At 72.0% G+C, this 26783-nt stretch carries 22 protein-coding genes; 14 read left to right on the forward strand and 8 right to left on the reverse strand.

What is annotated here, in order from left to right; genetic code table 11:
• Positions 1-3: 3 nt before the first annotated feature.
• From AB0L65_RS12950 to AB0L65_RS12970, 5 genes are all read left to right on the forward strand, one after another.
• Positions 4-1257, forward strand: coding sequence for a sulfotransferase (locus AB0L65_RS12950; RefSeq protein ID WP_364244016.1), 1254 nt, complete (start codon positions 4-6; stop codon positions 1255-1257).
• Positions 1254-2492: a cytochrome P450 gene (locus AB0L65_RS12955; RefSeq protein ID WP_364244018.1), complete on the forward strand. Its 1239-nt coding sequence runs from the start codon at positions 1254-1256 to the stop codon at positions 2490-2492. The genes AB0L65_RS12950 and AB0L65_RS12955 overlap by 4 nt, the downstream gene beginning before the upstream one ends.
• Positions 2485-3885: a carboxyl transferase domain-containing protein gene (locus AB0L65_RS12960; RefSeq protein ID WP_364244021.1), complete on the forward strand. Its 1401-nt coding sequence runs from the start codon at positions 2485-2487 to the stop codon at positions 3883-3885. Before AB0L65_RS12955 ends, AB0L65_RS12960 begins: the two co-directional genes overlap by 8 nt.
• 183 nt (positions 3886-4068) lie before the next feature.
• Positions 4069-5010 (forward strand): DUF3068 domain-containing protein, encoded by a 942-nt coding sequence (locus AB0L65_RS12965; protein WP_364244024.1) that lies wholly within the window; start codon positions 4069-4071, stop codon positions 5008-5010.
• A gap of 124 nt (positions 5011-5134) precedes the next feature.
• On the forward strand, positions 5135-6241 hold the full coding sequence (locus tag AB0L65_RS12970) for a nitronate monooxygenase family protein (RefSeq protein WP_364244026.1): 1107 nt from the start codon (positions 5135-5137) through the stop codon (positions 6239-6241).
• Here the strand turns inward: AB0L65_RS12970 and AB0L65_RS12975 are convergent.
• Positions 6238-7047: a crotonase/enoyl-CoA hydratase family protein gene (locus AB0L65_RS12975; RefSeq protein WP_364244029.1), complete on the reverse strand. Its 810-nt coding sequence runs from the start codon at positions 7045-7047 to the stop codon at positions 6238-6240. The genes AB0L65_RS12970 and AB0L65_RS12975 overlap by 4 nt on opposite strands.
• Positions 7048-7162: 115 nt before the next feature.
• Between AB0L65_RS12975 and AB0L65_RS12980 the strand changes: the two genes are divergently transcribed.
• From AB0L65_RS12980 to AB0L65_RS13000, 5 genes are read left to right on the forward strand one after another with little or no spacing between them, the layout of a single operon-like run.
• On the forward strand, positions 7163-8713 hold the full coding sequence (locus AB0L65_RS12980) for an acyl-CoA synthetase (RefSeq protein WP_364244032.1): 1551 nt from the start codon (positions 7163-7165) through the stop codon (positions 8711-8713).
• Entirely contained in the window at positions 8703-9602 is a 900-nt protein-coding gene (locus tag AB0L65_RS12985; protein ID WP_364244035.1) for an OB-fold domain-containing protein, read from the forward strand. Before AB0L65_RS12980 ends, AB0L65_RS12985 begins: the two co-directional genes overlap by 11 nt.
• Complete coding sequence (locus AB0L65_RS12990) at positions 9599-10618, forward strand: thiolase domain-containing protein (RefSeq protein WP_350728485.1); 1020 nt, start codon at positions 9599-9601, stop codon at positions 10616-10618. Before AB0L65_RS12985 ends, AB0L65_RS12990 begins: the two co-directional genes overlap by 4 nt.
• A 1-nt stretch (position 10619) precedes the next feature.
• Positions 10620-11768 (forward strand): thiolase domain-containing protein, encoded by a 1149-nt coding sequence (locus tag AB0L65_RS12995; RefSeq protein ID WP_357726686.1) that lies wholly within the window; start codon positions 10620-10622, stop codon positions 11766-11768.
• Positions 11768-13354: an acyl-CoA synthetase gene (locus AB0L65_RS13000; protein WP_364244038.1), complete on the forward strand. Its 1587-nt coding sequence runs from the start codon at positions 11768-11770 to the stop codon at positions 13352-13354. The genes AB0L65_RS12995 and AB0L65_RS13000 overlap by 1 nt, the downstream gene beginning before the upstream one ends.
• Here the strand turns inward: AB0L65_RS13000 and AB0L65_RS13005 are convergent.
• From AB0L65_RS13005 to AB0L65_RS13015, 3 genes are all read right to left on the reverse strand, one after another.
• Positions 13351-19551 carry a tetratricopeptide repeat protein gene (locus AB0L65_RS13005; RefSeq protein WP_364244040.1) on the reverse strand — a complete coding sequence of 2067 codons (6201 nt, stop codon included), beginning with the start codon at positions 19549-19551 and terminating at the stop codon, positions 13351-13353. The two genes, AB0L65_RS13000 and AB0L65_RS13005, sit on opposite strands and share 4 nt — an antisense overlap.
• A gap of 87 nt (positions 19552-19638) precedes the next feature.
• Entirely contained in the window at positions 19639-20265 is a 627-nt protein-coding gene (locus AB0L65_RS13010; RefSeq protein WP_364244043.1) for a LysE family translocator, read from the reverse strand.
• Between the two features lie 4 nt (positions 20266-20269).
• The gene (locus AB0L65_RS13015) at positions 20270-21148 is read right to left on the reverse strand and encodes a LysR family transcriptional regulator (protein ID WP_364244046.1); all 879 of its coding nucleotides are present in this window, start codon (positions 21146-21148) and stop codon (positions 20270-20272) included.
• Positions 21149-21258: 110 nt separating this feature from the next.
• On the opposite strand from AB0L65_RS13015, the gene AB0L65_RS13020 reads away from it, so the two are divergent.
• Positions 21259-21789: a cysteine dioxygenase family protein gene (locus AB0L65_RS13020; RefSeq protein ID WP_363962558.1), complete on the forward strand. Its 531-nt coding sequence runs from the start codon at positions 21259-21261 to the stop codon at positions 21787-21789.
• On the opposite strand, the gene AB0L65_RS13025 is transcribed toward AB0L65_RS13020, so the two are convergent.
• Positions 21768-22418 (reverse strand): alpha/beta hydrolase, encoded by a 651-nt coding sequence (locus AB0L65_RS13025; RefSeq protein ID WP_364244049.1) that lies wholly within the window; start codon positions 22416-22418, stop codon positions 21768-21770. The two genes, AB0L65_RS13020 and AB0L65_RS13025, sit on opposite strands and share 22 nt — an antisense overlap.
• Positions 22419-22487: 69 nt before the next feature.
• Here AB0L65_RS13025 and AB0L65_RS13030 point away from each other — a divergent pair, with 69 nt between their 5' ends.
• A complete protein-coding gene (locus tag AB0L65_RS13030) occupies positions 22488-23072 on the forward strand; it encodes a helix-turn-helix domain-containing protein (RefSeq protein ID WP_364244052.1) in 585 nt (194 codons plus the stop codon).
• A gap of 46 nt (positions 23073-23118) precedes the next feature.
• Entirely contained in the window at positions 23119-23385 is a 267-nt protein-coding gene (locus AB0L65_RS13035; protein WP_364244054.1) for a hypothetical protein, read from the forward strand.
• Here AB0L65_RS13035 and AB0L65_RS13040 read toward each other — a convergent pair.
• Entirely contained in the window at positions 23379-23777 is a 399-nt protein-coding gene (locus AB0L65_RS13040) for an ester cyclase (protein ID WP_364244057.1), read from the reverse strand. The genes AB0L65_RS13035 and AB0L65_RS13040 overlap by 7 nt on opposite strands.
• Before the next feature lie 87 nt (positions 23778-23864).
• On the opposite strand from AB0L65_RS13040, the gene AB0L65_RS13045 reads away from it, so the two are divergent.
• Positions 23865-24404 carry a helix-turn-helix domain-containing protein gene (locus AB0L65_RS13045; protein ID WP_364244060.1) on the forward strand — a complete coding sequence of 180 codons (540 nt, stop codon included), beginning with the start codon at positions 23865-23867 and terminating at the stop codon, positions 24402-24404.
• Between the two features lie 61 nt (positions 24405-24465).
• Here the strand turns inward: AB0L65_RS13045 and AB0L65_RS13050 are convergent, their stop codons facing one another.
• Both AB0L65_RS13050 and AB0L65_RS13055 read right to left on the reverse strand, forming a co-directional pair.
• Positions 24466-25122 carry a hypothetical protein gene (locus AB0L65_RS13050; RefSeq protein WP_364244063.1) on the reverse strand — a complete coding sequence of 219 codons (657 nt, stop codon included), beginning with the start codon at positions 25120-25122 and terminating at the stop codon, positions 24466-24468.
• 60 nt (positions 25123-25182) lie between these two features.
• Entirely contained in the window at positions 25183-26538 is a 1356-nt protein-coding gene (locus AB0L65_RS13055) for a dipeptidase (RefSeq protein ID WP_364244066.1), read from the reverse strand.
• Positions 26539-26783: the final 245 nt, after the last annotated feature.

A 26783-nucleotide genomic window follows, 5' to 3' on the forward strand; every position in this document is an offset into this window, starting at 1 on the left:
GATATGACCGAGGTCACCGCCATCGCCGACCTGGCACGGCCGCGCTTCTCCCCGGTGGTCGAGCCGGTACGGGAGCAGATGGCCCGCACCGCGCCCCCGCCGGCGCTGGAGCCGCGGGCGTTGATGGACGCGGCCATGGCCGAGACGGGACTGTCGGACTTCGGCGCTCCGGAGTTCTTCGAACCGCTGGTCGTCCTGTGCGAGGCACTGCGCCAGGACGTGTCGCTCAGCCCCTTCGGCCGGGTGTACGCCTGGAACCAGCTGACCCGGCTGCTGATGAACCGGCTGCTCATCGAGGATCTGGTCCGGTCAGACCCCGGCATCCTGAACATCCCCGTGGAAAGGCCGATCATCATCGCCGGGATGCCCCGCTCCGGCACCACGCACCTGCACAACATGCTCGCCGCCGACCCCGCGCTGCGCTCCGTCCCCTTCTGGGAGGCCAACGAGCCCGTCCCGCCGCCGGCCGAGCGCGGGCTGAACGGCCGCCCGGATCCGCGCATCGCGCGCACCAAGCAAGTGGTGAGCCTGCTGAACACGTGCATGCCGCGGTTGCGGCAGATGCACGAGATGACCGTCGGCCATCGGCCAGAGGAGGTCCATCTCATGGCCATGGTGTTCTCCACCTGTTTCTTCGAGATGTGGGCGGGCGGGCTGCCGACCTACCGGGACTGGTACCGGTCGGCGGACCAGACCTTCGCCTACCGCTACCTGCGCAAGGTGCTGCAGGTGCTCATCCGGCTGCGCGGCGGCACGAGATGGGTGCTCAAGTCGCCCCAGCACCTGGAGCAGCTGGGCCCGCTGACCGCAGTGTTCCCCGACGCCACAGTGGTGGTCACCCATCGCGATCCGTTCTCGGTCACCACCTCCTTCGCCACGATGGTGGCCTACACCGCCCGCATGTTCGTCGACGTCGTGGATCTGCCCGCGGTGGGCGCGTACTGGGCCGGCCGGACCAGGGACTTCCTGACCGCCTGCACCGCCGACCGGGACCTCGTTCCCGCCGAGCGCTCGATCGATGTGCGCTTCGCCGAGCTGACGGCGGACAACCTGGCCATTGCCGAGGCCGTCTACGAGCGGGCGGGGCAGCCGTTCACCGCCGAGGCGCGGCAGGCCGTCGGCGCGTACGTGGCCGGGCACTCCCCGGGCCGGCACGGCCGGGTCGCCTACGACCCCCGGCAGCTCGGGTACGGCCCGGAGCGGCGTGCGGAGTTCGCCGGCTATGTGCGGCGCTTCGGTGTCGAGGAGGAGCGGTGAACGTCCCCGACCTGTGGAGCGAGGAGTTTCACGCCGACCCGTTCCCCGTCTACGCCAGGCTGCGCGAGGAGGCCCCGATCCACTCGGCCGGCGGCCCCGGCACCTGGATCATCACCCGGTACGACGACGCCCGCGCCGCCCTGACCGACCCCAGGCTGTCGAAGGACCCGCGGCACGCCCCTGGATGGGTGCGCCGGATGGAGATCATGACAGGCGGCGAGGGCCCGACCGGCACCAACATGATCAACAACAATCCACCCGATCACACCAGGCAGCGCCGGTCGGTCAGCAGGGCTTTCACCCGCCGCCGGGTGGAGGCGCTGGAGCCGCGGATCCGCGAGATCACCGACGACCTCGTCGCGAAGATGGCCGTGCAGACCGAAGTGGATCTGGTCAAGGCGTTCGCCGTCCCGCTGCCCATCATCGTGATCTGCGAGATGCTCGGCGTGCCCGCCGCTCACCGCGACGATCTGCACGCGTGGACCGCGGCCCTGCTGAGTCCCGCGCCGGGCAGGCGTGGCACCGCCGAGCGGCGCAGGGCCAGGCGGGCGATGGAGAGCTTCATGATCGAGTTGATCGCCGCGGCGCGGCGGGAGCTCGATCGGAACCTGCCGCCCGACCAGCAGCCCGATCTGCTGCGCGCGCTGATCCTGGCCGCCGAGGGCGAGGGCGGGCTGTCGGAACGCGAGCTGCTCGGAATGATCCGCCTGCTGGTGGTCGCGGGGCACGAAACGATGGCGGGACTCATCACCACCGGGGTGCTGACCCTGCTGGCCCACCCTGAGCAGGCGGCCCTGTTGCGGGCGCGACCCGACCTGATGCCCAGCGCCATCGAGGAGCTGCTGCGCGTCGGCGGTGCGGCGGATCGAGCCACGTTGCGCTTCGCGACGGAGGACGTCTCTTTCCCCGGCGGCACGGTACCGGCCGGCGAGGTCGTGTCCGTGTGCATCAACGCGGCCAACCGCGACCCGGAACGTTTCCCGCGCCCCGATGCCTTCGACGTCACCAGGACCGACAACCCTCATCTGAGCTTCGGCCACGGCATCCACTTCTGCTTGGGTGCGCCGCTGGCCCGGTTGCAGGCGCGGATCGCGTTCAGCGCCTTGTTGCGCGGTTTCCCCGGCCTCGCCCTGGCCTGTCCGCCGGAGCGGCTGCGCTGGCACAACACCGGCGGCGTGCGGAGCGTGAGGTCTCTCCCCGTACGGCTGTCGCCCCTGGAGGAGTCACATGCGTGACACCCTCGCGGATCGGTCTCCCACTGCCGATCCCCGCGACCCGGACGACCGCCTGGCCGCGCTCCTGGATCCTGGCACGGTGCGCGCCGCCGACCCGGCGGGCGGCGGCATCCAGGTGGCGCGGGGACGAGCCGACGGGGTGCCGGTGGTGGCCTTCTGCGGCGACGCCCGGGTGCAGGGCGGGGCCATGGGCAGGGCGGGCTGCGCGCGCCTGGTCCAGGCCTACGACCTGGCCGTGCGGGAACGAGTGCCGATCATCGGCGTCTGGCATTCCGGCGGTGCCAGACTCGCCGAGGGGGTCGAATCGCTGAACGCCGTGGGTGAAGTGTTCGCCGCCATGACGCGGGCGTCCGGCCGCGTCCCCCAGCTCTCCGTGGTGGTGGGCCCGGCGGCGGGCGGTGCGGCCTACGGCCCGGCGCTGACGGATCTCGTGATCATGGCCGACGCCGGCCGCGTCTTCGTCACCGGCCCCGACGTCGTCAAGACCGTAACGGGCGAGTGGTACGACATGGCCACGCTCGGCGGCCCCGAACCCCACAGCAGGCACAGCGGCGTGGCGCACGTGGTCGCCGGCACGGAGAAGATGGCGTACCGGCAGGCCCGCCGTCTGGCGGCGCTGCTCGGGGCACAGGGCGGGGTCGGCGAGCAGGTGCCGGAATGCGACCTGTCGGGGCTGCTGCCGGAGTCGCCGCGCCGCGCCTACGACGTACGGTCCCTGGTTGCGAGGCTGCTGGACGAGCCGGGCGTGGAGTTGCAGCCTCGATGGGCGCCGAACGTGGTCACGACGCTCGGCAGGTTCGCGGGCCGGACCGTAGGTGTGGTGGCGAACAATCCGCTGCGCCTGGGCGGGTGCCTGGACGCGCTCTCGGCCGAGAAGGCGGCCCGTTTCGTGCGCATGTGCGATGCTTTTGGAGTCCCGCTGATCGCGCTGGTGGACGTGCCGGGCTACCTGCCGGGGATCAGGCAAGAACACGAGGGCGTGGTCCGCAGGGGAGCCAAGCTGCTGCACGCCTTCGCCGCGTGCTCGGTGCCGCGCGTCACGCTGGTGACGAGGAAGGCGTACGGCGGCGCGTACATCGCCATGAACTCGCGCTCGCTCGGGGCCACCAGGGTGTTCGCCTGGCCGGAGGCGGAGATCGCGGTCATGGGTGCGGTCGCCGCCGTGCGGGTGCTGCACCGGCGCGAGCTGGCCGCCGCGGACGAGGAGGAGCGCGCCGCGCTGGAGCACCGGCTGGCCGAGGAGCATGCCGTACGAGCCGGCGGGCTGGGCCGCGCGCTCGAGCTCGGCGTGGTGGACGAGGTGGTGGAGCCGGAGAAGACCCGGGGCGCGATCCGCCGGGCGCTGGCGGAGGCGGCGCCTCGCCGAGGGGCGCACGGCAACATCCCGCTCTGAGCGCCGCCGTTCGTAGAACATGTTCCGATTTGTTACTCGGATGTGGCTGTGAAGACGTCTCGCCGGATGCTACTTTCCAGTAACGATCATGTTACGTACATCACACGCGCGACTTGAAGTCCGGGGGGCAGGGCGCTGAGTATGTAACCGGTTCTCGCACCTTCGACGCCAGGAGGATCTTGAATGCAGCGCACACCTGTACTCGCTCTCGTCGCCGTAGGTGCGTTCCTGGTCGTGCTGGCGGGAATGGTGAAATTCTGGATGGCGGAAAGGATCATCTCCGCGCCCGCCGGCCAGTACAACACCTACGAACTTGAGGCCCCGTCGTCCCAGTACTTCTCCGTCGCCGACGGCAAGGTGCTGACCGCGAACCTCAAGATGCTGGTCACCACCCGCGGCGACGTCTCGCAGGCCACCGACTCGCGCGTCGTCTGGGACGAGTTCACCGTGGTGGACGACGTCACCAACAACAAGCCGCAGATCAACATCTCCGAGCGGCGCAGCGCCTTCGACCGGCACACCGGCGTGGGCGTCAACTGCTGCGGGGTGAGCGTCAACAAGGAGCCCGTGACCCTGGAGGGGCAGATCTACCTGTTCCCCTTCGGCGTGGAGAAGAAGACCTACAAGTACTTCAACCAGACGGCCAAGCACGCCTTCGACGCGACGTTCGTCGGCGAGGACACCGTGGACGGGCTGCCCGTCTACAAGTTCCAGCTGAAGGTGCCGCCGACCAAGATCGCGACGTTGAGCGCCCCCGCCTCGATGATGGGGATGACGGGGACCGGTGACGTCCAGGTCGACCGCTGGTACGAGGGCGTGGACACGTACTGGGTGGAGCCCACCAGCGGCGCGCCGGTCAAGCAGGAAGTGAGCAGGAACGAGACGCTCAAGAGCCAGGACGGCGTCGAGCGGGCCAAGGCCCTGGTCGCCACCGCCTCCTTCACTCCGAAGACCATCTCCAACCTGGTGGCCACGGCCAGGGACGCCAAGAACCAGATCACCCTGGTGAAGACCACGATCCCGATCGCGCTGCTGGCGTCCGGCCTGCTCGCGTTCGGCGCCGCGCTGGTGGTCGCCCGCCGCCGCACGCCGCGCGCCGTCGTCAAGGAGCCGGTCGACGCGTAACTGCTGGAACAGGTTGCAGTTCGGCCCGGCTTGCGCGAGCAGCCGGGCCGAACTCGTGACTAGAGCAAAGGTTCTAGAGTAGAACGCGTTGCAGTTCGCTGGTTTCGCGGCTTATGGTCGGCTCATGCGGACACGTGTCACGGACATGTTCGGAATCGAGCTCCCGATCTTCGCCTTCAGCCACTGCAGGGACGTGGTCGCGGCCGTGAGCCGCGCCGGCGGCATGGGTGTGCTCGGTGCGCTCTACTTCACCCCCGAGGAGCTCGAGACCGAGCTCAAGTGGATCGACGACCACGTGGACGGCAAGCCGTACGGCGTGGACGTCGTCATGCCCGCCTCCTACGAGGGCGCCGACTTCGCGCCCGAGGAGCTGGTGGGCCGCCTGCAGTCGATGATCCCCGACGGCCACCGGGGGTTCGTCGAGAACCTCCTGGCCAAGCACGGGGTCCCGCCGCTGTCGTCGGACGCCGACCCCGGCAAGGTGCTGCTCGGCTGGACGGACGCCACCGCGCGCCCCCAGGTCGAGGTCGCCCTGCGGCACCCCATCGCGCTGCTGGCCAACGCGCTCGGCCCGCCCCCCGCCGACGTGGTGGACCTCGCCCACGAGCACGGGGTCAAGGTCGCCGCCCTGGCCTCCACGCCCCGGCACGCGCTCAAGCAGGTGGAGGTCGGCGTGGACGTCGTGGTCGCCCAGGGCACCGAGGCCGGTGGCCACACGGGCGAGATCTCCACCATGGTGCTGATCCCGCAGGTGGTGGACGCGGTGGACGTGCCCGTCCTGGCCGCCGGCGGCATCGGCAACGGCCGCCAGATGGCGGCGGGGATGGCGCTGGGCGCCGAGGGCGTCTGGACCGGCTCGCTCTGGCTCACGGTCGAGGAGGCAGACACCCCGGAGATGGCCAAGCGCCGCATCCTGGAGGCCACCTCCCGCGACACCGTCCGCTCGCGCAGCTGGACCGGCAAGCCCGCGCGGCTGCTCAAGAACGCCTGGACGGAGGCGTGGGAGTCGGAGGAGTCGCCCGGCACGCTGCCGATGCCCCTGCAGTTCATGCTGGTGTCGGACGCCCTGCGGCGCATCGGCCGCTCCGACGTGTCGGACCTGGCCACCTTCCCGGCCGGCCAGGTCATCGGCATCACCAACCAGGTCCGCTCGACCAAGGACGTCATGTTCGGCCTGGTGGAGGAGTACGGTGAGGCGCTCGACCGGCTGGAGCGCCTCACCGGCGACTAGCGCGCGTGGTAGGTCGGGGGGCGCTTCTCGCGGAAGGCCCGGGTGCCCTCCTTGGCGTCCTCCGACCCGATCACCGGCCAGCCGATCTCGTCCGACACCTTCAGCGCCTCCGGCTCCGGCATGCCCAGGGTGTCCCGGTATGTACGCAGAATCGCCTGCACGGAGAGCGGCCCCGAGGAGACGACGTCCTCGGCCAGTTCCCGGGCCGAGGCCAGCGCCTGGCCGTCGGGCACCACACGGTTGACCAGCCCCATGGACAGCGCCTCCGCCGCCGTGATCGGGCGGCCGGTCAGGAGGAGGTCCATGGCGTGGCAGTACGGGATCTGCCGGGGCAGGCGTACGGCGCTGCCGCCCATGGGGAAGAGCGCCCGCTTGGCCTCGAACAGTCCCAGCGTGGACGACTCCGCCACCACCCGCAGGTCCGTCCCCACCAGCAGCTCCGTGCCGCCCGCCACCGCGTAGCCCTCGACCGCGCTGATGATCGGCTTGGTGGGCAGCTCCTCCCTGAGCAGGCCCTTCCAGTGGAAGTTGGGGATCTGCGCGGCCCTGGCCTGGACCTCCGGGTCCGTGGACGGCTGTCCCATGGCCTTGAGGTCGGCCCCGGCGCAGAACGTGCCCTCCGCGCCCGTCAGGATCGCCACCCTGATCCCGGCCTCGGCCGACGCGTACGCCCATGCCGAGGCCAGGCCGATCAGCATGTCCGAGGAGAGCGCGTTGCGCGCCTCCGGCCGGTTCATGGTGACGATCAGGACATGGCCGTCGCGTTCGATCCGGCAGTGGGGAGTGCTGATCGGCAGGAGCTCCACGTACGCCTCCGAAGTGTCTAATCAAGCGCTTGCTACGAACTTCGGCCCCAGGATACGCTCCCAGCAGCAAACGAGAACAGGTTCCTGTTTTTGCTCGCGCCACGAGGGAGTGCAGATGGGCACGCTCGGTTTCTGGAGGCTCGCGCAGGCGGATCCCGAGTGGATCGCGGCCGTGGACCCCGACGGCACGGAGCATCGCGCGGGCGATCTGCTCGCCCGGGCCAACCGCCTCGTCCACGGCTTACGCGGGCTCGGGCTCCAACCCGGCGACGGCATCTGCGGCCTGGTGCCGAACGGGGCGGACGGGCTCGTGCTCTATCTCGCCGCCATGCAGGCCGGCTGGTACTACACCCCGGTCAACTGGCATCTGACCGGCCCCGAGATCGCGTACATCGTCTCCGACAGCGAGGCCAAGGCGTTCTTCGTGCACCCCCGCTACCTCGAGGAGGGCATCAGGGCGGCCGAGGCCATCGAGCCGCACCGCCGCTTCCTCGTCGGGGAGGACAAGACGGATGGTTTCCGCCCGGTGAGCGAGCTGACCGACGGCCAGCCGGACACCGCGCCCGAGGGCCGCACAGCGGGCGCCACCATGCACTACACCTCGGGCACGACCGGCAAGCCCAAAGGGGTCAAGCGCCGGCTGAACGGCCTCGATCCGGACGACTCCGCTGAGCTCATGACGTTCCTGCTCGGACTGTTCGGCATCACCCCGGGCCGCCCCAACGCCCACCTGGTCACCTCCCCGAACTACCACACCGCGGTCACCCAGTTCGGCGGCACCGCGCTGCACATGGGACACACCCTCGTCTACATGGACAAGTGGGACGCCGAAGAGCTGCTCCGGCTCTGCGAGCGCCACGGCGTCACGAACTCCCACCTCGTCCCGACCCACTTCAAGCGGCTGCTCGCGCTGCCGGAGGAGACCCGGACCAGGTACGACCTGTCCTCGCTCAAGTGGATGATCCACGCCGCCGCCCCCTGTCCGGTCCCGGTCAAGTGGGCGATGCTCGAGTGGTGGGGCGACTGCGTGTACGAGTACTACGCGGCCACCGAGGGCGGCGGCACCCTGGCCACGCCCGAGGACTGGAAGGCGCATCCGGGCACGGTCGGCAACGCCTGGCCCATCAGCGAGCTGCTGATCGCCGACGATCAGGGCGAGTCCGTGCCGACCGGCACCGCCGGGACGATCTACATGAAGATGATGGGCGTCCCGTTCGAGTACAAGGGCGACCCCGCCAAGACCGCCGCGAACCGGCTCAAGGAGTACTTCACCGTCGGGGACATCGGATACCTGGACGAGGACGGCTTCCTCTACCTCTGCGACCGCAAGGCCGACATGATCATCTCTGGGGGAGCGAACATCTACCCCGCCGAGATCGAGAACGAGCTCATGATCCACCCGAAGGTGGCGGACGTGGCCGTGTTCGGCATCCCGGACGAGGAGTGGGGCGAGCAGATCAAGGCCGTGGTCGAGCCCGCGCCGGGCGTCGAACCCGGCCCCGAGCTGGCCCGCGAGCTGCTCGCGTCGCTGGAGGGCCGCCTGTCCAGGATGAAGTGGCCCAAGAGCGTCGACTTCATCGCCGAGATGCCCCGAGAGCCCAACGGCAAGTTGCTCAAACGCAAGCTCCGCGCCCCGTACTGGGAGGGACGAGACCGTGCCATCTGATCCGCTGGTCGCCCAGCACGTCCTGGAGTTCCCGGGCGGCTACACGAGAACCACAGGCCCCGTGATCGGCCGGTTCCTGAGCGAGTTGCGCGGCCGGCGCATCGTCGGGGTGCGGACGAACGAGGGCAAGGTGCTCGTGCCGCCCCTGGAGTACGACCCCGCGACCGGCGAGCCGGTGACCGCCGAGTACGTCGAGGTCGGCCCGGCCGGCACGGTCACCACCTGGGCGTGGGTGGACGAGCCGCTCGAAGGCCACCCGCTCGACCGCCCCTTCGCCTGGGCCCTGATCAAGCTGGACGGCGCCGACACCGCGCTGCTCCACGCCGTGGACGCGGGCAACGCCAAGGCGCTGGCCGTGGGCGCGCGCGTCTGGCCGGTCTGGAGCGACCGGCCCACCGGCCACATCCGCGACATCTCCCATTTCGCCCCCGAGGTCACGAAGATCGTCTCCAATGTGCGCGCCGAATACCGCCTCCAGGCGGGCGGCGCGCTCCGCGTCTTCCTGGAAGGCGTCCGGCGCGGCGTCTTCCTCGGCGGGCGGTGCGAGACCTGCGACAAGGTGTACGTGCCCTACCGCCAGTCCTGCCCCGAATGCGGAAGCGGCATCGCGGAGACGCTCGAACTGCCCGACACCGGCACGATCACCACGTTCGCCATCAACAACCTGCCCGATCCCCGGGCCCCGCAGGTGCCGTTCGTGTCGGCGTACATCCTGCTCGACAACGCCGACATCCCCATGATCGCGCTCATCGGGGACATACCCGCTCACGAGGTGCGCCAGGGCATGCGGGTCAGGGCGGTCTGGGTGCCGGAGAGCGAGCGTACGGCGTCAATGTCGAACATCCGCTGGTTCGCCCCCACCGGCGAGCCCGACGTGGAGCTGTCATGAGAGATGTCGCGATCGTCGCGTTCGCCCAGACCCGGCATACCGACCACGACGCCGGGCAGACCGAGCCCGAGCTGATCCTGCCCGTGATCGACGAGGTCAAAGAGCGCACCGGGCTCAAGAGGTTCGGCTTCACCTGCTCCGGCAGCTGCGACTACCTCGCGGGCGCCCCGTTCTCGTTCGTGTCGGCCCTCGACGCGCTGGGCGCCTGGCCGCCCATCTCGGAGAGCCACGTGGAGATGGACGGCGCCTGGGCCCTGTACGAGGCGTGGGTCCGGCTCCAGCACGGCGACATCGACTCGGCCCTGGTCTACGGGTTCGGCAAGTCGTCGCTCGGCGACCTGAACACGATCATGACGATCCAGCTCGACCCCTACTACCTGGCGCCGCTCGGCCTCGACCTGCTCTCCTACGCCGCGCTCCAGGCCGGCGCGGTCGGCGCGGACCGCAAGGAGCTCGACGAGATCGTCCGCAGGAGCCGGGCGGACGGGCGGGCCAACCCGTACGCGCTCGACCTGCCCGATCCGGACGGCGAGGACTTCGCGGTGCAACCGCTCAAGAAGACGGACGTGCCGCCCATCACGGACGGCGCGGCGGCGATCGTGCTCGCGGCCGGTGACCTGGCCGGGGAGCTGTGCCCGAACCCGGCCTACATCAGGGGCATCGCCCACCGCATCGAGCCCCACTACCTGGGCATGCGCGATCTCTCCGCCTCGGCCTCCGCGGCCGACGCCGCACGGGCGGCCGGGGTCGGCAAGGGGCCCGTCGAGGTGGCCGAGCTGCATGCCCAGTTCCCGCACGAGGAGATCATCCTGCGCCGCGCGCTGGAGCTGCCCGGCGAAACGGTGATCAACCCGTCCGGTGGCCCGTTGGCCGCCAACCCCGTCATGGCCACGGGTCTCATCCGCATCGGCGAGGCCGCGCGGCGCATCCTCGACGGCGACGCGAGTCGCACAGTCGGGCACGCCGCGGGCGGGCCCTGCCTGCAGCACAACCTCGTCACCGTATTGGAGGCGTGACATGGGCAACCGCTGTGCGGTCATCGGCGTCGGGCAGACGCACTACACGACCAAGCGCAGGGACGTGTCGATCGCCGGGCTGGTGCGCGAGGCGGCGCTGCGGGCGCTGGAGGACGCCGGGCTGTCGTTCAAGGACATCGACGCCGTGGTCATCGGCAAGGCGCCGGACCTGTTCGAGGGCGTGATGATGCCGGAGTCGTACCTGGCGGACGCCCTCGGCGCGGCGGGCAAGCCGATGATGCGGGTGCACACGGCGGGCAGCGTGGGCGGCTCCACGGCGCTGGTCGGCGCCAGCCTCATCCAGGGCGGCGTGCACGACCGGGTGCTGGTGGTGGCGTTCGAGAAGCAGTCGGAGTCGAACGCCACCTGGGCGCTGTCCACCCACCTGCCGTTCAGCGCGTCGCTGGTCGTGGGGGCGGGCGGCTACTTCGCGCCCCACATCCGCGAGTACATGCGCAGATCGGGCGCGCCCGATCACATCGGGACGCTGGTGGCGGTCAAGGACCGGCTCAACGCGCTCAAGAACCCGTACGCGCACCTCAAGATCCCCGGCATCGACCAGAAGATGGTCGAGTCCACGCCGATGTTGTGGGAGCCGATCCGCTACCTGGAGACCTGCCCGTCCAGCGACGGCGCCTGCGCGATGGTGCTGTCGTCCGAGTCGAAGGTCACCGGCACCCCGGCCTGGGTGCACGGCACCGCCATGCGCTCCGAGCCGATCTTCCGCGCCGGGCGCGACACGGTCAGCCCGCAGGCGGGCAAGGACTGCGCGGCCGACGTCTACCGCCAGGCCGGCATCACCGACCCGCGGCGGCAGATCGACGTGGCCGAGACGTACGTGCCGTTCTCCTGGTACGAGCCGATGTGGCTGGAGAACCTGGGGTTCGCGGCGGACGGGGAGGGATGGAAGCTCACCGAGTCGGGCGCGACGGCGCTCGACGGTGACACCCCGTGGAACGCCTCGGGCGGGGTGCTGTCGAGCAACCCGATCGGGGCGTCGGGACTGATCAGGTTCGCCGAGGCCGCGCTGCAGGTGCGCGGGATGGCGGGCGAGCACCAGGTGGACGGCGCCCGCACGGCGCTCGGCCACGCCTATGGCGGGGGAGCCCAGTTCTTCGCGATGTGGATCGTCGGACGGGAGAGACCCTGATGGAGTTCAACCATGCTGACCTGTTCGAAGGGCTCGCGGACGCGATCGGGGACAGGACCGCCGTCGTCTGCGGCCCGGACCGGCGCACCTACGCCGAGCTGGAGGCCGAGTCGAACCGGCTCGCCCACTACCTCATGGACCTGGGCGTCCAGCCCGGCGAGCACGTCGGCCTCCACCTCTACAACGGCATCGAGTACGTGGCGGGCCTGCTGGCCGCGCTGAAGATCCGGGCCGTGCCGATCAACGTCAACTACCGCTACGTCGAGGCCGAGCTGCTCTACCTCTACCGCGACGCCGACCTCCGGGCGCTGGTCTACGACGTGGAGTTCGACGCGCGGGTGGCCGCCGTGGCGGACCGGGCGCCGCTGCTGGAGCACCTGATCTCGGTGGGCGGGCCGTCGGCGATCGGCTCGGCGGTGCCGTACGAGACCGCTCTGGAGCGCGGCCGGCCGGAACGCGGCTTCCCGCCGCGCTCGGGCAACGACGTCTACATCATCTACACCGGTGGCACCACGGGCATGCCCAAGGGGGCGATGTGGCGCGTCGAGGACCTGTTCATGGCCTTCGGCGGCGGCAACCCGTACGGCGAGCCGCGCGCCACCCCGCGCGAGGTGATCGACGAGGCCGTCAAGGCCGGCCCGATGGTGATGATGGCCGCGCCGCCGCTGATGCACGGGGCCGCGCAGATGGCCACGTTCATCGCCTGGTGGATGGGCGCGACCATGGTGTACGTGCGCAAGTTCGACGCCGAGGACGTGTGGCGGGCGGTCGAGCGCGAGCGCGTGTTCACCATGAACATCACCGGCGACGCCATGGCCAGGCCCCTGGCCGAGGCGCTGGAGAAGGGCGGTTACGACGTCTCCTCGCTGTTCGTGGTCAGCTCGACCGGGGCGATCCTGTCGGGCGCGGTACGCGACCGGCTCCAGAAGGCACTCCCGAACATCGGGATCCTGGACAACTTCGGCTCCACCGAGTCCGGCTTCACCGCGTCCGGCGTGGCCGGGTCCTCGCCGGAGAAGGGCCTGCGCTACCAGCCGAACTCCGTGGTCAAGCTGGCCGTCCTCGACGAGCGGCACCGGCCCGTCGAGCCCGGCTCCGGACAGCTCGGGACCGTCGCCAGGGCCGGGCGGGTGGCGTTCGGCTACTACAACGACCCCGACAAGACGGCCCGCACGTTCGTCACCGACGCGGACGGCACCCGCTGGCTGCTGACCGGCGACCTGGCGACCGTGGACACCGACGGGACCGTGAACGTGTTCGGCCGCGGCTCGCAGTGCATCAACACCGGCGGGGAGAAGGTCTTCCCCGAGGAGGTCGAGGCGGTGCTCAAGGGGCATCCGTCGGTGTTCGACGCGGTGGTGACCGGGGTGCCGGACGAGCGATGGGGGAACCGGGTCGCGGCCGTGGTGGAGCCGCGGCCGGGCGTCGAGGTCACGGCCGAGCAGCTGGACGCGCACTGCAGGACGCTGCTGTCGGGGTACAAAGTGCCTCGTACGTACGCGTTCGTGGAGGAGATGGTGCGCTCGCCCGCGGGCAAGGCCGACTACCGGTGGGCCCGCGAGACGGTCCAGGCCAACGACGCCTAGAGTCGCTGCAGTTCCTCCTCGATCGCCGCCGTCTCGTCGCGCCTGCCCGTCTTCTCCAGCAGCGTCAGCCTGCCCCGCAGCACGTCGCGGAGCAGGTCGGGGACGCCGTCGTGGGCCGTCAGGTCCCGCAGCAGCCCCGCTGAGACGCGCAGCGCCGCGTCGGCGGCGTCGTCCCTGCCCAGCTCCTGCTGGCACAGGCCGAGCCGGGCGTGCGCCACGGCCCTGGACAGCTCGTCCCGGGTCACCTGCGTGGCGCGGTGGAAGACGAGCCCCGCCTCCAGCGCCCGGCCCGCCTCCATGAGGGCGTCGCCCAGCATGAGCATCGCCCTGGACAGCAGCTCGCGCTGCGTCGGGTTCCCCTGGCCGGAGCGCTGCTCCACGGTGCTTCCTGAGTCGAACCGCTCCAGCGCCGCCACCGCCTCCCGCAGCGGCTGGATCGCCTCGGCGGCCAGGTCTCGCATCCTGAGCGCGGAGGCCAGCGTGAGGCAGGCGCCCGCCCGGCTGGTGTGCAGGGCCTGCGCGTTCACGCCGGTGGTCAGCAGCTCGTCGTAGATGCCGATGGCCTCCCGGGCCCTGGCCTCGGCCTCGCTCCCCTCGTCCAGCCCGAGCAGGGGCAGCAGCTCGGAGCTCTGCGCCAGGGAGTCGGCGAGGACGGCCCGGTACGTGAGATCGTCCGGCGACCGCCGGGCCCGCGGGATCAGCTCCTCGACGAGCGCGTTGGCCTCGGCGAGCTCGCCGCGCATCATGTGGCACCGGACGAGCCGCTGGGTGGCCAGGGTGTGCTTGAGCGTGCCCGGCGGCTGTCCGGCGGCGGCGATCCCGGCGTACTCGGCGGCCTCCTCCGGTCGCCCGGCGGCCAGCAGGTCATCGGCGATCACCGCGGCGGTCTCGGCGGCCGCCCGCTGCTCCGAGAGGTCCGTGTAGAGCCGCAACGCCTCCATGAGGTGCGCCAGCGCCTCCTGCTCCCTGCCGGCGGCCCGCAGCGCCCGCCCGCGCACCTGGATCGCCTGAGCGCGGACGCGGCGCAGCTCCGGGCCGGCTTCCGGGGCCCGGTCCAGCTCGGCCAGGGACCAGGTGATCGCCTCCAGGGCGGCCTGGGGGCGTTCGAGCATGGCCAGGGCGGCGCCGAGCCGGGCGTACGTGACGGCGGCCAGGGCCGGGTCGTCGAGCTCGTCGCAGAGGTCGGCGGCCCGCTCGCAGTGCGCCAGCGCCTCCACGGGGCGGCCCTGTTCGAGCAGCAGGACGGCGTAGCGGTTGAGGACGTCCGCCAGCACGTCGCCCGGCTGCCCGGCGAGGAGGTGGACGGCCTGCTCCAGGACGGCGGGATCGGCCTGGCCGTGCCGGGCGAGCGCGGCCAGCGCCAGGCCGAGCCGTCCGCGGTGGTCGCCGGAGAAGGCGGCCAGCCCTCGGTAGACCTGGACGGCCAGCTCCGCGCACAGCACCGCCGCGTCTTCCCGAGCCGCGCCCTCCTGCGCTGTGCCTTCCCGCGCTGTGCCTTTCTTCGCGGCGGTGGCGGCGCCGAGCCGCGTCAGGCAGCGCCCGTACCGGTCGTGCACCTCGGCGCCGCCACCGCCGCTCAGCGGCACCTCCCGCTCCAGCGCGTCCGTGAAGGACGCGAGCGACGCAAGCAGCTCGGACGGGTCGCCCGGATAGCCGGAGACCTCCTCGATGAGCGTTCCGAGCACATCCGTCCCGGGAAGCGGCCGCGTGTCGAGCATCCGGCGGTAGAGGGCGATGCCCGCGGCCGGTCCTTCCTCCTCGACCCGCATCCTGGCCAGCCGCGCGAGGGCCGGCAGGTGCACGCCGGCGAGCTCCGGCGGCGGGTCGGTCATCAGCTCGACGCCCTCGGCCAGCTTCGGCCCGGCCGCGCCCGGCTCGTGCAGCTCGGCCAGGCACAGGCCGGCGAGCTCCAGGCAGGCGGCGGTGAGCACCCGATCGTCCGCCGGCGTCATGACATCGAGGGCTCGGGTGGCCGACTGGAGCGCGCCTTCGACGTCCTGCCCGGCGAGGCGGGCGCCGCCCTGCAGGCACAGCGCCCCGGCGAGGGCGGAGGCGGCCGCGAGCCCTTCCGACACGAGCCCGTCGTACAGCTCGACGAGCCGATCGGCGGCAGCCTCCGCGCCGGCCCGGGGTAGCGCGGCCGTCTCCAGGATCAGCAGCTCGGCCAGCTCCGTACGGAACACGACGCTCGTCTCGGCCATCGGCTCGTAGGACTCGACGGCGGTGCGCAGGTGCGGCCTGGCCTCCTCGGCCCGCCCCAGGCTCACGAGCGCCCTGCCGAGCGCCGCCGCCACCATCCCCACGGCGATCGCGTGCGGCCGCTCCGGGCCCGGCTCGCGCTGCGGCGCGTCCGGTACGGGGTGGCGGCGCAGCAGCTCGGCGGCCTGCGTCGCGAGCACGAGCCCGTCCCCGGCCCGTCCCACGTCCGTCCAGGCCCGGGCGAGCACGGCCTGCGCGGAGATGTAGGCGTGGATCTCCGGCGTGCCGCCCGCCTCGGCGGCCTGCCGGCACTCCACCAGCCGCCGCTCCGCGCCGACCACGGCCTCCTCCGGCCGCGAGGTGACCAGCTCCAGCAGCCACGGCCGCCCACCCACGCGGCCCGCCGCCGGCTCCGGCGGCCACGGCCGGCCACCCATGCGGTCGGCTCCCAGTTCCGGCTGCCACGGCCGGCCACCCATATGGCCGCCCGCCGGCTCCGGCCGTCGGGCTCGCGCTCGCGCCTCGGAGGCGTGCCGCGCGGGGGAGCCGTTCTCGGCCGTCAGGTCCTCGGAGCTCAGCCCGTCGTACAGCTCGGCTGCGAGCTCCAGCTGTGCCCGGCCGTCGGCGGGCCGCCCGAGCTCGTCCAGGCACAGGCCGAGCAGCCGCCTGGCCCGCGCCTCCGTGGCCGGGCGCCGGTCGGCCGCCACGCTCATGGCCTCCTGCAACGGCCCCAGCGCCGCCTCGGGCCGGTCGTCGACCAGCAGCAGCTCGCCCAGTTCCAGCAGCCGCCCGGTCAGGGTGTGACCGTGCTCGTCGGGCTCCAGGGTGACCAGGGCGCGCAGGTTGCGAACGGCTTCGGCGGCGGACCGCACGGCGGCGTCCAGGTCGTCCAGCCGGGTGTGGAGCCCGGCCAGCAGCCCGGCGGAGTCGGCGAGCATGGACCGCAGGCCGGGCTCGTGGGCGGCGAGGCCGCGCAGCCGTACGACGGCCTCCGAGGCGGGGACGACCGCGTCGGCCGGCCTGCCCTGTCCTTCGAGCCAGGCGGCCAGGAGGTGGAGGCGGTGGGCCAGATCCGTGTTCGTGGGGGCCACGCCCTTGACGGCCACGGTGGCGGCGACGGCGAGACAGGCGGCCAGCTCGGGCAGCGCGCCGCCGTCCGCCTCCTCGAACGGCACCAGCGGCCCCGGCACCGGCACCGGCTCGGCAGTCCCCTTGGGCGGCCCCACGGCCGCGACGGGGAGCGCGCCGTGAGGCGGCGCGACGGTCGGGATGGTGAGCGCGCCGTGAGGCGGCGCGACGGTCGGGACCGGGAGTGCTCCGGGAAGTGGCGCGAGGGCCGGTGCGGCGAGCAACCTCATCGGCGGCGTGTCGTCCGGCCGGAACCCGGCCCCCGGTTCCGGCGAGAAGGTCGGCTGGGGCCGCGTGGTCGGCTCGGGCCCCGGCCATGAGGTGACGGACGGCCCCGACTGCGGAGGTGCGGAGGCGAGTGCCGCCAGGTGGGCCGCGACGTCCGGGTCGCCGCCCGCCGCCTCGAAGGCCGCCACGGCCTCGTCCAGCCGCCCGAGCTCCAGCAGCGCGCACGCGACATTGTGGTGCGCCCGCGCCGCCTCCGCCGCGTACCCCGGGTCCTCCTCGGCCAGGATGCGGAACCTGGCCGCCGCCTCCTGCGCGGGCTTGAGCGCCGAACCGGCCTCACCCGCCAGCAGCAGGCACGCCCCCAGGCTGAACAGCGCCTCCGCCCGCCCGGCCGCCGCCTCGTACGGGGGAGCGGCCGCGTAGATCTCGACGGCCTCCGCCGCCGCCACGACCGCCTCGCCGACCCGCCCGACGGCCACCAGCCGACCGGACAGCCAGGACAACCCCGCGGCCTGCGCGATCCGCTCGCCACTCGCCCGGCGGTGCCGTACGGCCAGCTCGCCGAGGGTGACGTGCAACGCCCGCAGCCCCAGCGCCGCGCCCCGCCCGCTCTCCAGCAGGCCGGACGCGGCCTCGGCGAGCTCCCGGTCGGCGGGGAACAGCGTGAGGGCGGCGTTGAGCAGGTCCCCGAGCCGGGTGGCGGGGTTCGCGGCGGCCTCGGTGACCATCGCGCCGATCCTGGTCCCCACCAGGGAGCGCAGCGCCGACCCGACCCGCGCCCGGTCGGCGGACAGGCGCAGGACGTGCAGCAGGTGGACGAGGTGGTGGACCGTGCGGCCCTCGTGATCGTGGAGGGCGAGCACGAGCTCGTCCAGACCCTCCGTCTCGGCCAGGAGCTCCTCGGCGACCAGGTCGGGGCCCAGCTCGCCGCTCGGGAAGACGGTGCCCAGCCAGCGGGCCGCGTTCGTGGTGTGCCCGTGGAGCCCGGTCCCGCCGCGCAGTCCGGGTACGGCCGTCAGCAGGCCCGGCAGCTCGGCAGGCGCCGGCGCGGTGAGCGTGAGCACCGCCACGGCCTGGCGTGCCGTCACGTCGTCCACGCGTTCGTGCTCGGCGGGCCACACCCGCGCCCACTGGTCGCTCTCCCGCGCCAGGAACCGGTGGAGCAGGCCGCCCCCGTGCGGACGCATCGGCTGCGTGCGCAGGTCGGCGTCGCGGTCGCGTGCGTGCGCGGGCGGTTCGCCGTCGTGGGAGGGGGCGGGCCGCTCGTCGTCGCACAGCCGGAGCAGGGCCGCCAGGTGGACGTGGAGCGGGAGGCCGTACTCCGGGTCGTCGAGGCGCGGCGGGGCGGGCAGCGCGGCCCGGCTGGGGGCGAAGGCCTTCATGGCGGCGAGCGCGTGGTCCGTGCGCTCCGCCAGGGTGAGCGGGTGGGCGTTGAGCTGGACCGTCGTGGAGGTGAGCCGTCTCAGCCAGCCGCCCGCCGCCGTGTCGAGCCGCCGCCACCAGTCCGCCTCGCCGAGCTCGCGGGCCAGCAGCAGGAGCCGTACGCGGGGGTTGCGCCCGTGCTTGGCCAGGCGCCGTACCAGCTCGCCCACCAGGGGCGGGGACGGGTCAGGATGGTCGACCACGAGCAGTGTCGGGCGTAACGCCTCCAGGGCCCGGCCGGCCAGCGGGTGGCCGGCGGAGTCCAGCGGCAGGAACCCTGTGTCCCACCCGGCCTCGGTCAGCTCCGCGCAGAGCTCGCCCGCCAGCCTCGTCTTGCCCGTGCCGCTCCGGCCGGTCAGCACCGCGATCGACAGGGCGGCCGGTTCGGCGGCCCACGCGCGCAGGTCCGCCAGCTGCTCGTCCCTCCCCAGGAACGGCACCACCGCGTGCCGCGCCATCAGCAGCGTCCAGTCCGAGCAGTCCTGGGGCAGCCTCTCGCGGGCGGGGGTCAGGAGGTCGGCGAGGATCACCGAGGGGTCGTCCTCCGCCACGGCCTCCATCCGGCCGGGCGCCACGCCCGCCAGCTCGCAGAACCGTTCGTCGCCCAGCAGCGCGGTCGCGGGCACCGCGTCCAGCTCGTGCGGCGCGGTCCCGGACGGGCCGGTGGCGACCACGCCGATGATCTGCCCGGCCGGCTCGGCGAGCAGGACGGCGCCCGACAGACCCTGCGTGAGCCCGCCCGGCGGCGACTCGGGCCCGGGGCTCAGCACGCTGACCGCCAGGACCTTCGACACCGCGCCGGTGGGGGCGTCGACCAGGCCCGTCACGGTCTCCGCGTCCCGGATCCCGGCCCGCCGCCCCAGCCACGGGAACCCTCTGGCCACGCAGCGCACCCTGAAGCCCGTTGCCGCGCCGGAGGAGGCGGCCACCTTGGCCCAGCGGACGTGTTCGATGCCGGGGACGCCGGCCCAGGGGGCTCCGGCGACCCGCAGGAGCACCGCGCCCGCCCGCCCGCGCCATACCTGCTCGGCCTCGGCCCAGTGGCCCGAATCGGCCGCGCGTACCTGGCACGGCAGGCCGGGGGCCACCACCAGGCCCGAGGTCAGCACCAGATCGGCACCGATCGCATAGCCGGAGCCGGTCACGCCGACGAGGTCGTCGTGACCCGAGTAGACCTCGACGACCCGTTCGAGCCCGAGGCGGTGCGGTGGCGTGTCCATGAGGTCCGCCTCTTAGCTACGTCCCGACGTGCCGTCCCCCTGATCTGATCTCACTATCGCACTATGAGCCAGAAATTTCCTGGCTTGTCAGGCCTTCTCGGTTGTGAGCCAGGCCGCCAGCCCGAGGTAGACCAGCCCGCTGCTCACGTTCAGGCGGCGGCGCGCACGGGCGGACCCGCGCAGCCGGCCCGCCAGTGCCGACGAGAGCATCGCGTACGCGCCGTCCGACGCCATCCCCAGCACCAGCCAGAGCGCCCCGAACAGCAGGATCTGCGGGCCGATGGGCCCCACGTCCGGGTGGGTGAACAGCGGCAGGAACGTCACGAAGAAGATGGCCGTCTTGGGGTTGAGGACGTTCACCACGAAGCCCTCCCAGAACAGCCGCCGCTTCGACTGCACCTGCAGCTCCAGCACCTGCTCGCCCTCTTCGCGCTGCATCAGCTTGCGTACGCCGAGGTAGAGCAGGTAGGCCACGCCCACGTACTTCACAATGGTGAACGCCGTGGCCGAGGCCGCCAGCAGCGCGCTGAGGCCCAGCGCCGCCGCCGCGATGTGGACGAGCGAGCCCGTGTGCACGCCGAGCACCGAGATCACGCCCGCGCCACGGCCCTGGGAGACGCTCCGGGTGACGATGTAGAGGACCGCCGGTCCGGGGACCACGAGCAGGGTGAGAGTGGCCACGCAGAAGAGCGCGAGAGTCGAAATTTCCGGCATGGGGTCATCGTAGAGGCGGCGTCAAAAGACTTTCCCGCAGCGCCGCCAGCAGCGCCTCCGTGGCCGGTGGGTGGGGCGGCTCGCCGTAGACGGCGGCGTACACGTGCCGGGTCGAGCCGGGCACCTCGGCCACCTGCACGTCCGGGTTGCGGTGGGCCCGCAGCGCCAGCCCCGGCAGCATGGTCAGGCCCAGCCCGGCCGCCACCAGGGCCTGCACGGCCACGATGTCGTCGCTGGTGAACGAGATCTGCGGGGTGAATCCCGCCTTCTCGCAGATGTCCAGCAGATGGCTCCGGCACCGGTCGCATCCCGCGATCCAGGCCGAGTCCGCGTGGTCGGCCAGCCCGCCCGCCGGACCCCTGGCCACCAGGTAGCTGGGGTCGTCGAGGAGGTGGATCATGCGGATGTCGTCGTCCTCGGGGGCGGTGTCGTCGTACCGGAAGATCACGGCCACGTCCACGCGTCCGGACCGCAGCAGCCTGAGCGCCTCCGGCGGCTCGATCTCGGTGAGCTGCAGGCGCAGCCCCGGATGGGCGGCCGACAGCAGCCCCGCCGCCTTCGGGATGAACGTGCCGAGCGCCGAGGGGAACGCGGCCAGCCGCACACGCCCCGAACGCAGCCCCACGTGCGCGGCGAGCTCCTCGGCGGTGGCGTCGAGACGGCTGATGATCTCGGCGGCCCGCTCGGCGAGCAGCCGGCCCGCCTCCGTGAGCCTGACGCCGCGCCCGACACGCTGGACGAGCCGGGCCCCGGTCTCCGCCTCCAGCCGGGCCAGGTGGTGGCTGACCGAAGGCTGCGAGTAGTGGAGCTCCTTGGCGGCGGCGGTCAGCGAGCCCTTGCGGGCGACCGCGACGAGAACGCGAAGGCGCACGACATCCAGCATTCATCGATCGTATCTATGAATGGGCCAGATAACTTCTGTTGGACCTATCGGTTGAGGTGTAGCACCGTAGAAGGGGAAGGATGATTGTCTGCTTTCCCTAGGGGGACACCATGAATATGGCCGCCACCACCGCCGCGCGGCCCGGCCTGGACGCGCTCGTGACCGGGGTCTCCGAGATCGTGGCGCGGCGGCTCGGGCGCGCCGAGACCGCGTTCGCCGTCGCGGACCTGCTGCGCGGCCGGCTTCCCGGGCTCGACATCCTCACGCCGCGCGAACGCGAGGGCTCGCCCGACGGCTACGTGTCCCGCCCGCTCCACTGCGAGGAGGACTTCTCCATCGTGAGCGTCGTGTGGCGTCCCGGCCAGGAGACGCAGATCCATGACCACGTGTCGTGGTGCGCGTTCGGCATCGTCAGCGGGATCGAGCACGAGACCCTCTACCGCGACATGGGCGATCACCTGGTCGAGATCGGGCGGGTCGACAACCGGCCCGGCGAGGTGAGCGGGTTCGCGCCGCCCGGCGACATCCACAAGGTCCGCAACACCAGCGACGAGGTGGGGCTGTCGATCCACGTGTACGGGGCGAACGTGGCCCGGCTCGGCAGCAGCGTGCGCCGCGTCTACGACCTGCCGGTGAGGTAGCCCTCCAGGCGGTCGGCCAGCTCCTTCGGCCGGGCCAGCATGGGGGCGTGGCTGCCGTCGATCTCGTCGGGCGTGATGCCGAGCCGGTCGCGTACGACCCCGCGCATGAAATCGGGCGTGAAGAACCGGTCGTCCCGGCACAGCAGGAATCTCGTCGGCACGTCGGGCCACGCGTCGAGCGGCCACGGCTCTCCCATGGCCTTGTCCGCGTGGTCCCGTGACCTGGTCAGCAGCTCCTCGGCCACGTCTCCGGGCACGTCGTGCAGGAACAGGCCGATCGGGTCGGACATGTCCTTCGAGCCGAACCCCGTGTTGCCCCACCAGTCGGACGGCGGCTCGCCGGGGGCCGGGATCATGGCCGTGACCAGCACCAGGAGGTCGGCCGGCGTGCGGGCGCAGACGAGCGGCCCGACGAAGCCGCCCCACGAGTGCGCCACGACGACGAGGTCACGCCGGCCTCCGACCGCCTCCACCACCGCGTCGGCATGGTCGAGCAGGCCGGCGGACTCGTCCTCGATCGGCAGGCTCACCGCCACAGCGTCGTGCCCGCGGTCGCGCAGCTCGGGCTCCAGCAGATGCCAGTCCCACGCGGACCCGCCGCCCCCGTGGATCAGTGCGAACGTCGCCATGCCCCTCACCCTACCGCTCGATGCGCAAATTTATTTGCGCAAATTTTCTTTCGCTTCTATGGTGGTTCCATGGCCACCGAGGAGAGTCGTCGGATCAAGGACCTCGACACGCTCAAGGCGTTGGGGCATCCGCTGCGCATGAAGCTCTACCGCGCGCTCAAGGTGACGGGCGCGGCGACCGCCTCCCAGCTCGCCGACCAGGTCGACGAGGCCGTCTCGCTGGTCAGCTACCACCTGCGCAAGCTGGCCACGCACGGCCTCATCGAGGAGGCGCAGGCCCGCGGCGACGCGCGGGAGCGCTGGTGGCGACCGGTGGACGACGGCATCAGCACCAGGGATGAGGACTTTCGCGACTCCCCCGAGAGCGCGGCCGTCCACTCCGCGGTGACACGCATATACGCCCGCCAGCGTAACGAGATGTATGAGAGCTACCTCGACACCCAGCATGCCTGGCCCGGCGACTGGCGCGACGCGGCCTTCAGCTCCGAGCATGTCCTCTCGCTGACGGCAGAGGAGCTTCGGCGGTTGGACGACGAGATCAACGAGGTCGTCAGGAAGTGGCGAGCGCGCGGGAAGGCCGCTCGCGAGGCGGGCGACGTCGAGGGTCGCGAGAACGTGGCCGTGCACACGTACGGCTTCCCGTTCCGGACCTGACCGAGGCCGGACCTGACTGGGGCCGGACCTGACTGAGGAGGGTGTGATGTATCCGGAGTTGTATCTGTTCGTGGAGCGGGCGCGAGCCCGTGAGCTGCGAGCCGACGCGCGGCGGCACGCCCGCGCGGGCGAGCTGCGGGCCGCCATGTGGCGGCGAGCCCGCGCGGGCGAACTGGGGGCCGACATGCGGCGGCGAGCCCAGGCCGGCGTGGAGCGCCGCCGCCCGGGCGGTTCGGTGGTCCGCGCCGTGGAGGTGCGCCTGGGCTGGGTGCTGGTGGAGGCGGGCCTGCGGCTGGTGCACCGGTATCACTGATCCGGGCCGAGCTGGTGGCGCATGGCCACCGAGTCCCTGATGGCCCAGTGCTCGACGATCCGGCCGTCCCTGACGCGGATCATGTCCATTCCCCGCACCTCGTAGCGGCGCCCCGAGGCGGTGTGCGTGCCGCGGCTGAGGTAGACGTTGGTCGACAGGTCGTCGGTGGAGATGTTCTGCTCCACCGTGACGGACATGTCATGAAAGCCCGTCCCGCCGGACAGGGCCTGTTCCCACTTCTCCCTCCACGCCGCCAGCCCGTGGTGGTCGCCGTCCGAGCCGCCTCGGTGGTCGATCACGCCGGGGTCGATAAGCGCCAGCCCTTCGTCGATCCGCCCGGCCCCGTAGAGCTCGACGATGCGCTGATGCACTTCACCGGCCGTCGCTGCCATGCCTGCCTCCCGCATTAAGTGGGGAACTCCCCGTTTAGTTGGCGTGACTAGACTAGATGGGGAGTTCCCCACTTAGCAAGGAGACGGATGGGATCGCGTCCTCGCCGGGCGGATGCGCAGCGCAACCACGACCGGCTGCTGGCCGCGGCCGCGCAGGTCTTCGCCGAACGCGGCACCGACGCGCCGCTCGACGACGTGGCCCGCCGGGCCGGGGTCGGCAACGCCACCATGTACCGACATTTCCCCACCCGTACGGATCTGCTGGTCGCCGTCTACGCGGACGAGGTCGCCCAGCTGTGCGCCCGGGGCCAGACCCTGTCGGCCGCCGGGTCGCCGGCGCAGGCGCTGCACGAATGGCTGCGGCTCTTCATGGACCACATCGCCTCCAAGCGCGACCTGGCCCTGGCGGTCACCGGCGACAGCGGCGCAACCGTGCTGGTGGCGCAGTGGCACGCGTCCATGCTCGCCACGGCCTCGGGCCTGCTGGACGCGGCCAAGCAGGCAGGCGCCGTACGGGCGGACCTCGATGTGCGCGACCTGCTGACCCTGGTCAGAGGCATCGCCCTGACCGCCGCGGACCGCGCCCAGTCCGACCGCCTCCTGGCGCTGATCGACTGGTCACGCTGATCGACCGGCTACGGTGATCGGCTGAACCCCGGCGCCCCCGACACGCCGGAACCATCCTTCTCTACTCGGCGGCGGTCGCCTGGGCTTCCTGCAGCTTCCGCATGGCCACCTTCGCCGCCCGCTTGCTCAGGCCCGGATCGAACGTCCCGAAGAAGCCGTCGCTCACCAGCAGCATGACGCTGTTCCCGGTCCCGATGAGCACGACGTCCGCCGCGAAACTCGGCTTGGAGTTCAGGGCGGGGATCGTCTTGCGGTGCCTGATGCCGTAGGTCCAGGCGCCGAACTTGCCGATGGAGAGCTTGGTGATGCCGGCCTTGGAGGAGTCGGAGTTCGCCTTGACCCCGGCGCAGTCGCGGACCATGACCTTGGCCACGGGTTCCCAGCGGGCCAGCCGCGCGGGAGTCCCGCTGATCAGGAACTGCTTGACGCCGGACGGCTTGCCCTCCTCGTCGATGAAGGCCGCCGCCTTGCTCGTGAGAATGGGCTTCAGCGCCTTGATGGCGCTCCGGCACTTCTTCGTGTGCGCCGACTCGGAGTCCAGCGCCTCACGGATGTGCTTCGGGTTCTCCGTGTACTGCCCGCCCAGGTCGGCGGGCGTGATCAGGGCCTCGCTCAGCTGATCCGGGGTCAGCGGCTTGGCGGGGGCGGCGGCCATGGCGGGAGCCGTGGCGGCCAGCAGGAAAGAGGCGGCGAGGCCGCCTAAGATCGCGGAACGCATGGAACGGATCTTAGGGGTCGCGCGGGCTCCCCATCCGAGGCGAGCCCGCACGACCTGTCGTCACACCCCGAGCGCGGTGGGGAGGCTGAGCTCGCGGAGGAACAGGGCCTCCGTCGTCGCCACCCGCCGTAGCTCCTCAAGGTCCACCCGCTCGTTGGGCGCGTGGATGGCAGCGTCCTCGTCCTCCGCCCCGAACAGCAGGATCTCCGCCGCGGGGAACTGCTTCAGGAGCGTGTTGACCAGGGGGATCGAGCCTCCGGCGCCCACGTCCCTGGGCGGGCGGCCGAAGGCGCGCTCCATGGCCCGGTTGAGGGCGGCGCGGGCCTTGCCTCCCGAGTCCGCCTGGAAGCCCGAGCCCACCGTCAGGTCCGTGAACGACAGCTGGACGCCCCACGGCGCCACCTTGCGCAGGAACTCGACCACGGCGTTCACCGTCGCCTTCGGGTCGCCGGCCGGGGGGACGCGGACGGTCACGCGGGCCCGCGCGGCGGGCTGGACCGCGTTCACCGCGCCCGAGACCGTCGGCACGTCCAGGCCCGTCACCGTGATCGCGTACGACGCCCAGAGCCGGTCGGCCAGCGAGCCCGAGCCCACCAGCGAGACGCCGTCGAGGACGCCGGCCGTCTTCCTGAACTCCTCCTCCGACGGCCCCTGCCCGAGGAAGGTGCCGCGCGGCAGGCCGGGCACGCGGATGTCGCCGTTGTCGTCGTGCAGCGAGGTCAGCATGCGCATGAGGGCGGCCAGCGCGTCGGGGGCCGCGCCGCCGAACGAGCCGCTGTGCACCGGCTCCCGCAGCGTGCGCGCCTCGATGGTGAACGCCGCCATGCCGCGCAGCGAGGTCGTGACCGCCGGGTCGCCGACCCGCGGGTTGCCGGTGTCGGCCACCACGATGGCGTCGGCCCGCAGCAGGTCGGGGTTGCGCTCGACGAACGCCTCCAGGCGCTCGCCCGCGTACTCCTCCTGGCCCTCGATGATGACCTTGATGCCCACGGGGAAGCGGCCCTGGAAGGCGCGCAGGGCGGTGATGTGGGAGAGGATGCCGGACTTGTCGTCCGCGCAGCCCCGCCCGTACAGCTTGCCGTCGATCAAGGTCGGCTCGAACGGCGGAGTGCGCCACGCGGCCGGGTCGCCCGCGGGCTGCACGTCGTAGTGCGCGTACAGCAGGACCGTGGGCGCGCCGGGCGGCGCGGGGGCCTCACCGAAGATCGCCGGGAAGCTGCCCTCGACCGGCACCTGCTGGACACGCGGCAGGCCCACGGATCTCAGCAGCTCCTCCGTCATCGCGGCGGCGGCGAAGACCGGCTCCTCCGGATGTCCGGGGAAGGCCACGGAGGGTATGGCGGCCAGCCGCCGCAGCTCCTCGACGGCCTGGGGCATCGCGGCGGCGACGGCGCTCTCAATCTGTTCAGGAGTCACGGAAAGGTCCCCCGGGGGTCGTTATCAGAAGGTTCTGGCTGGTCTCAACATGTTGGTCTCATTGGATCACACAACGTTCCACGTGCGAGAACGCCAAAGCGGCGCTGGTGACCCGCGCGCCAATCTACATGCGGATTTCGTCGCCGTTACATAGTCGATCTGCGGATACCGATTTTCTTGCATATTGCTACGACCGATTCGCTTGGCAAATCCCCAGGTGAGCATGCAGACTGTGGGGAGTTGAG

Source organism: Nonomuraea sp. NPDC052116, assembly GCF_040680035.1.
Classification (GTDB): domain Bacteria; phylum Actinomycetota; class Actinomycetes; order Streptosporangiales; family Streptosporangiaceae; genus Nonomuraea; species Nonomuraea angiospora_A.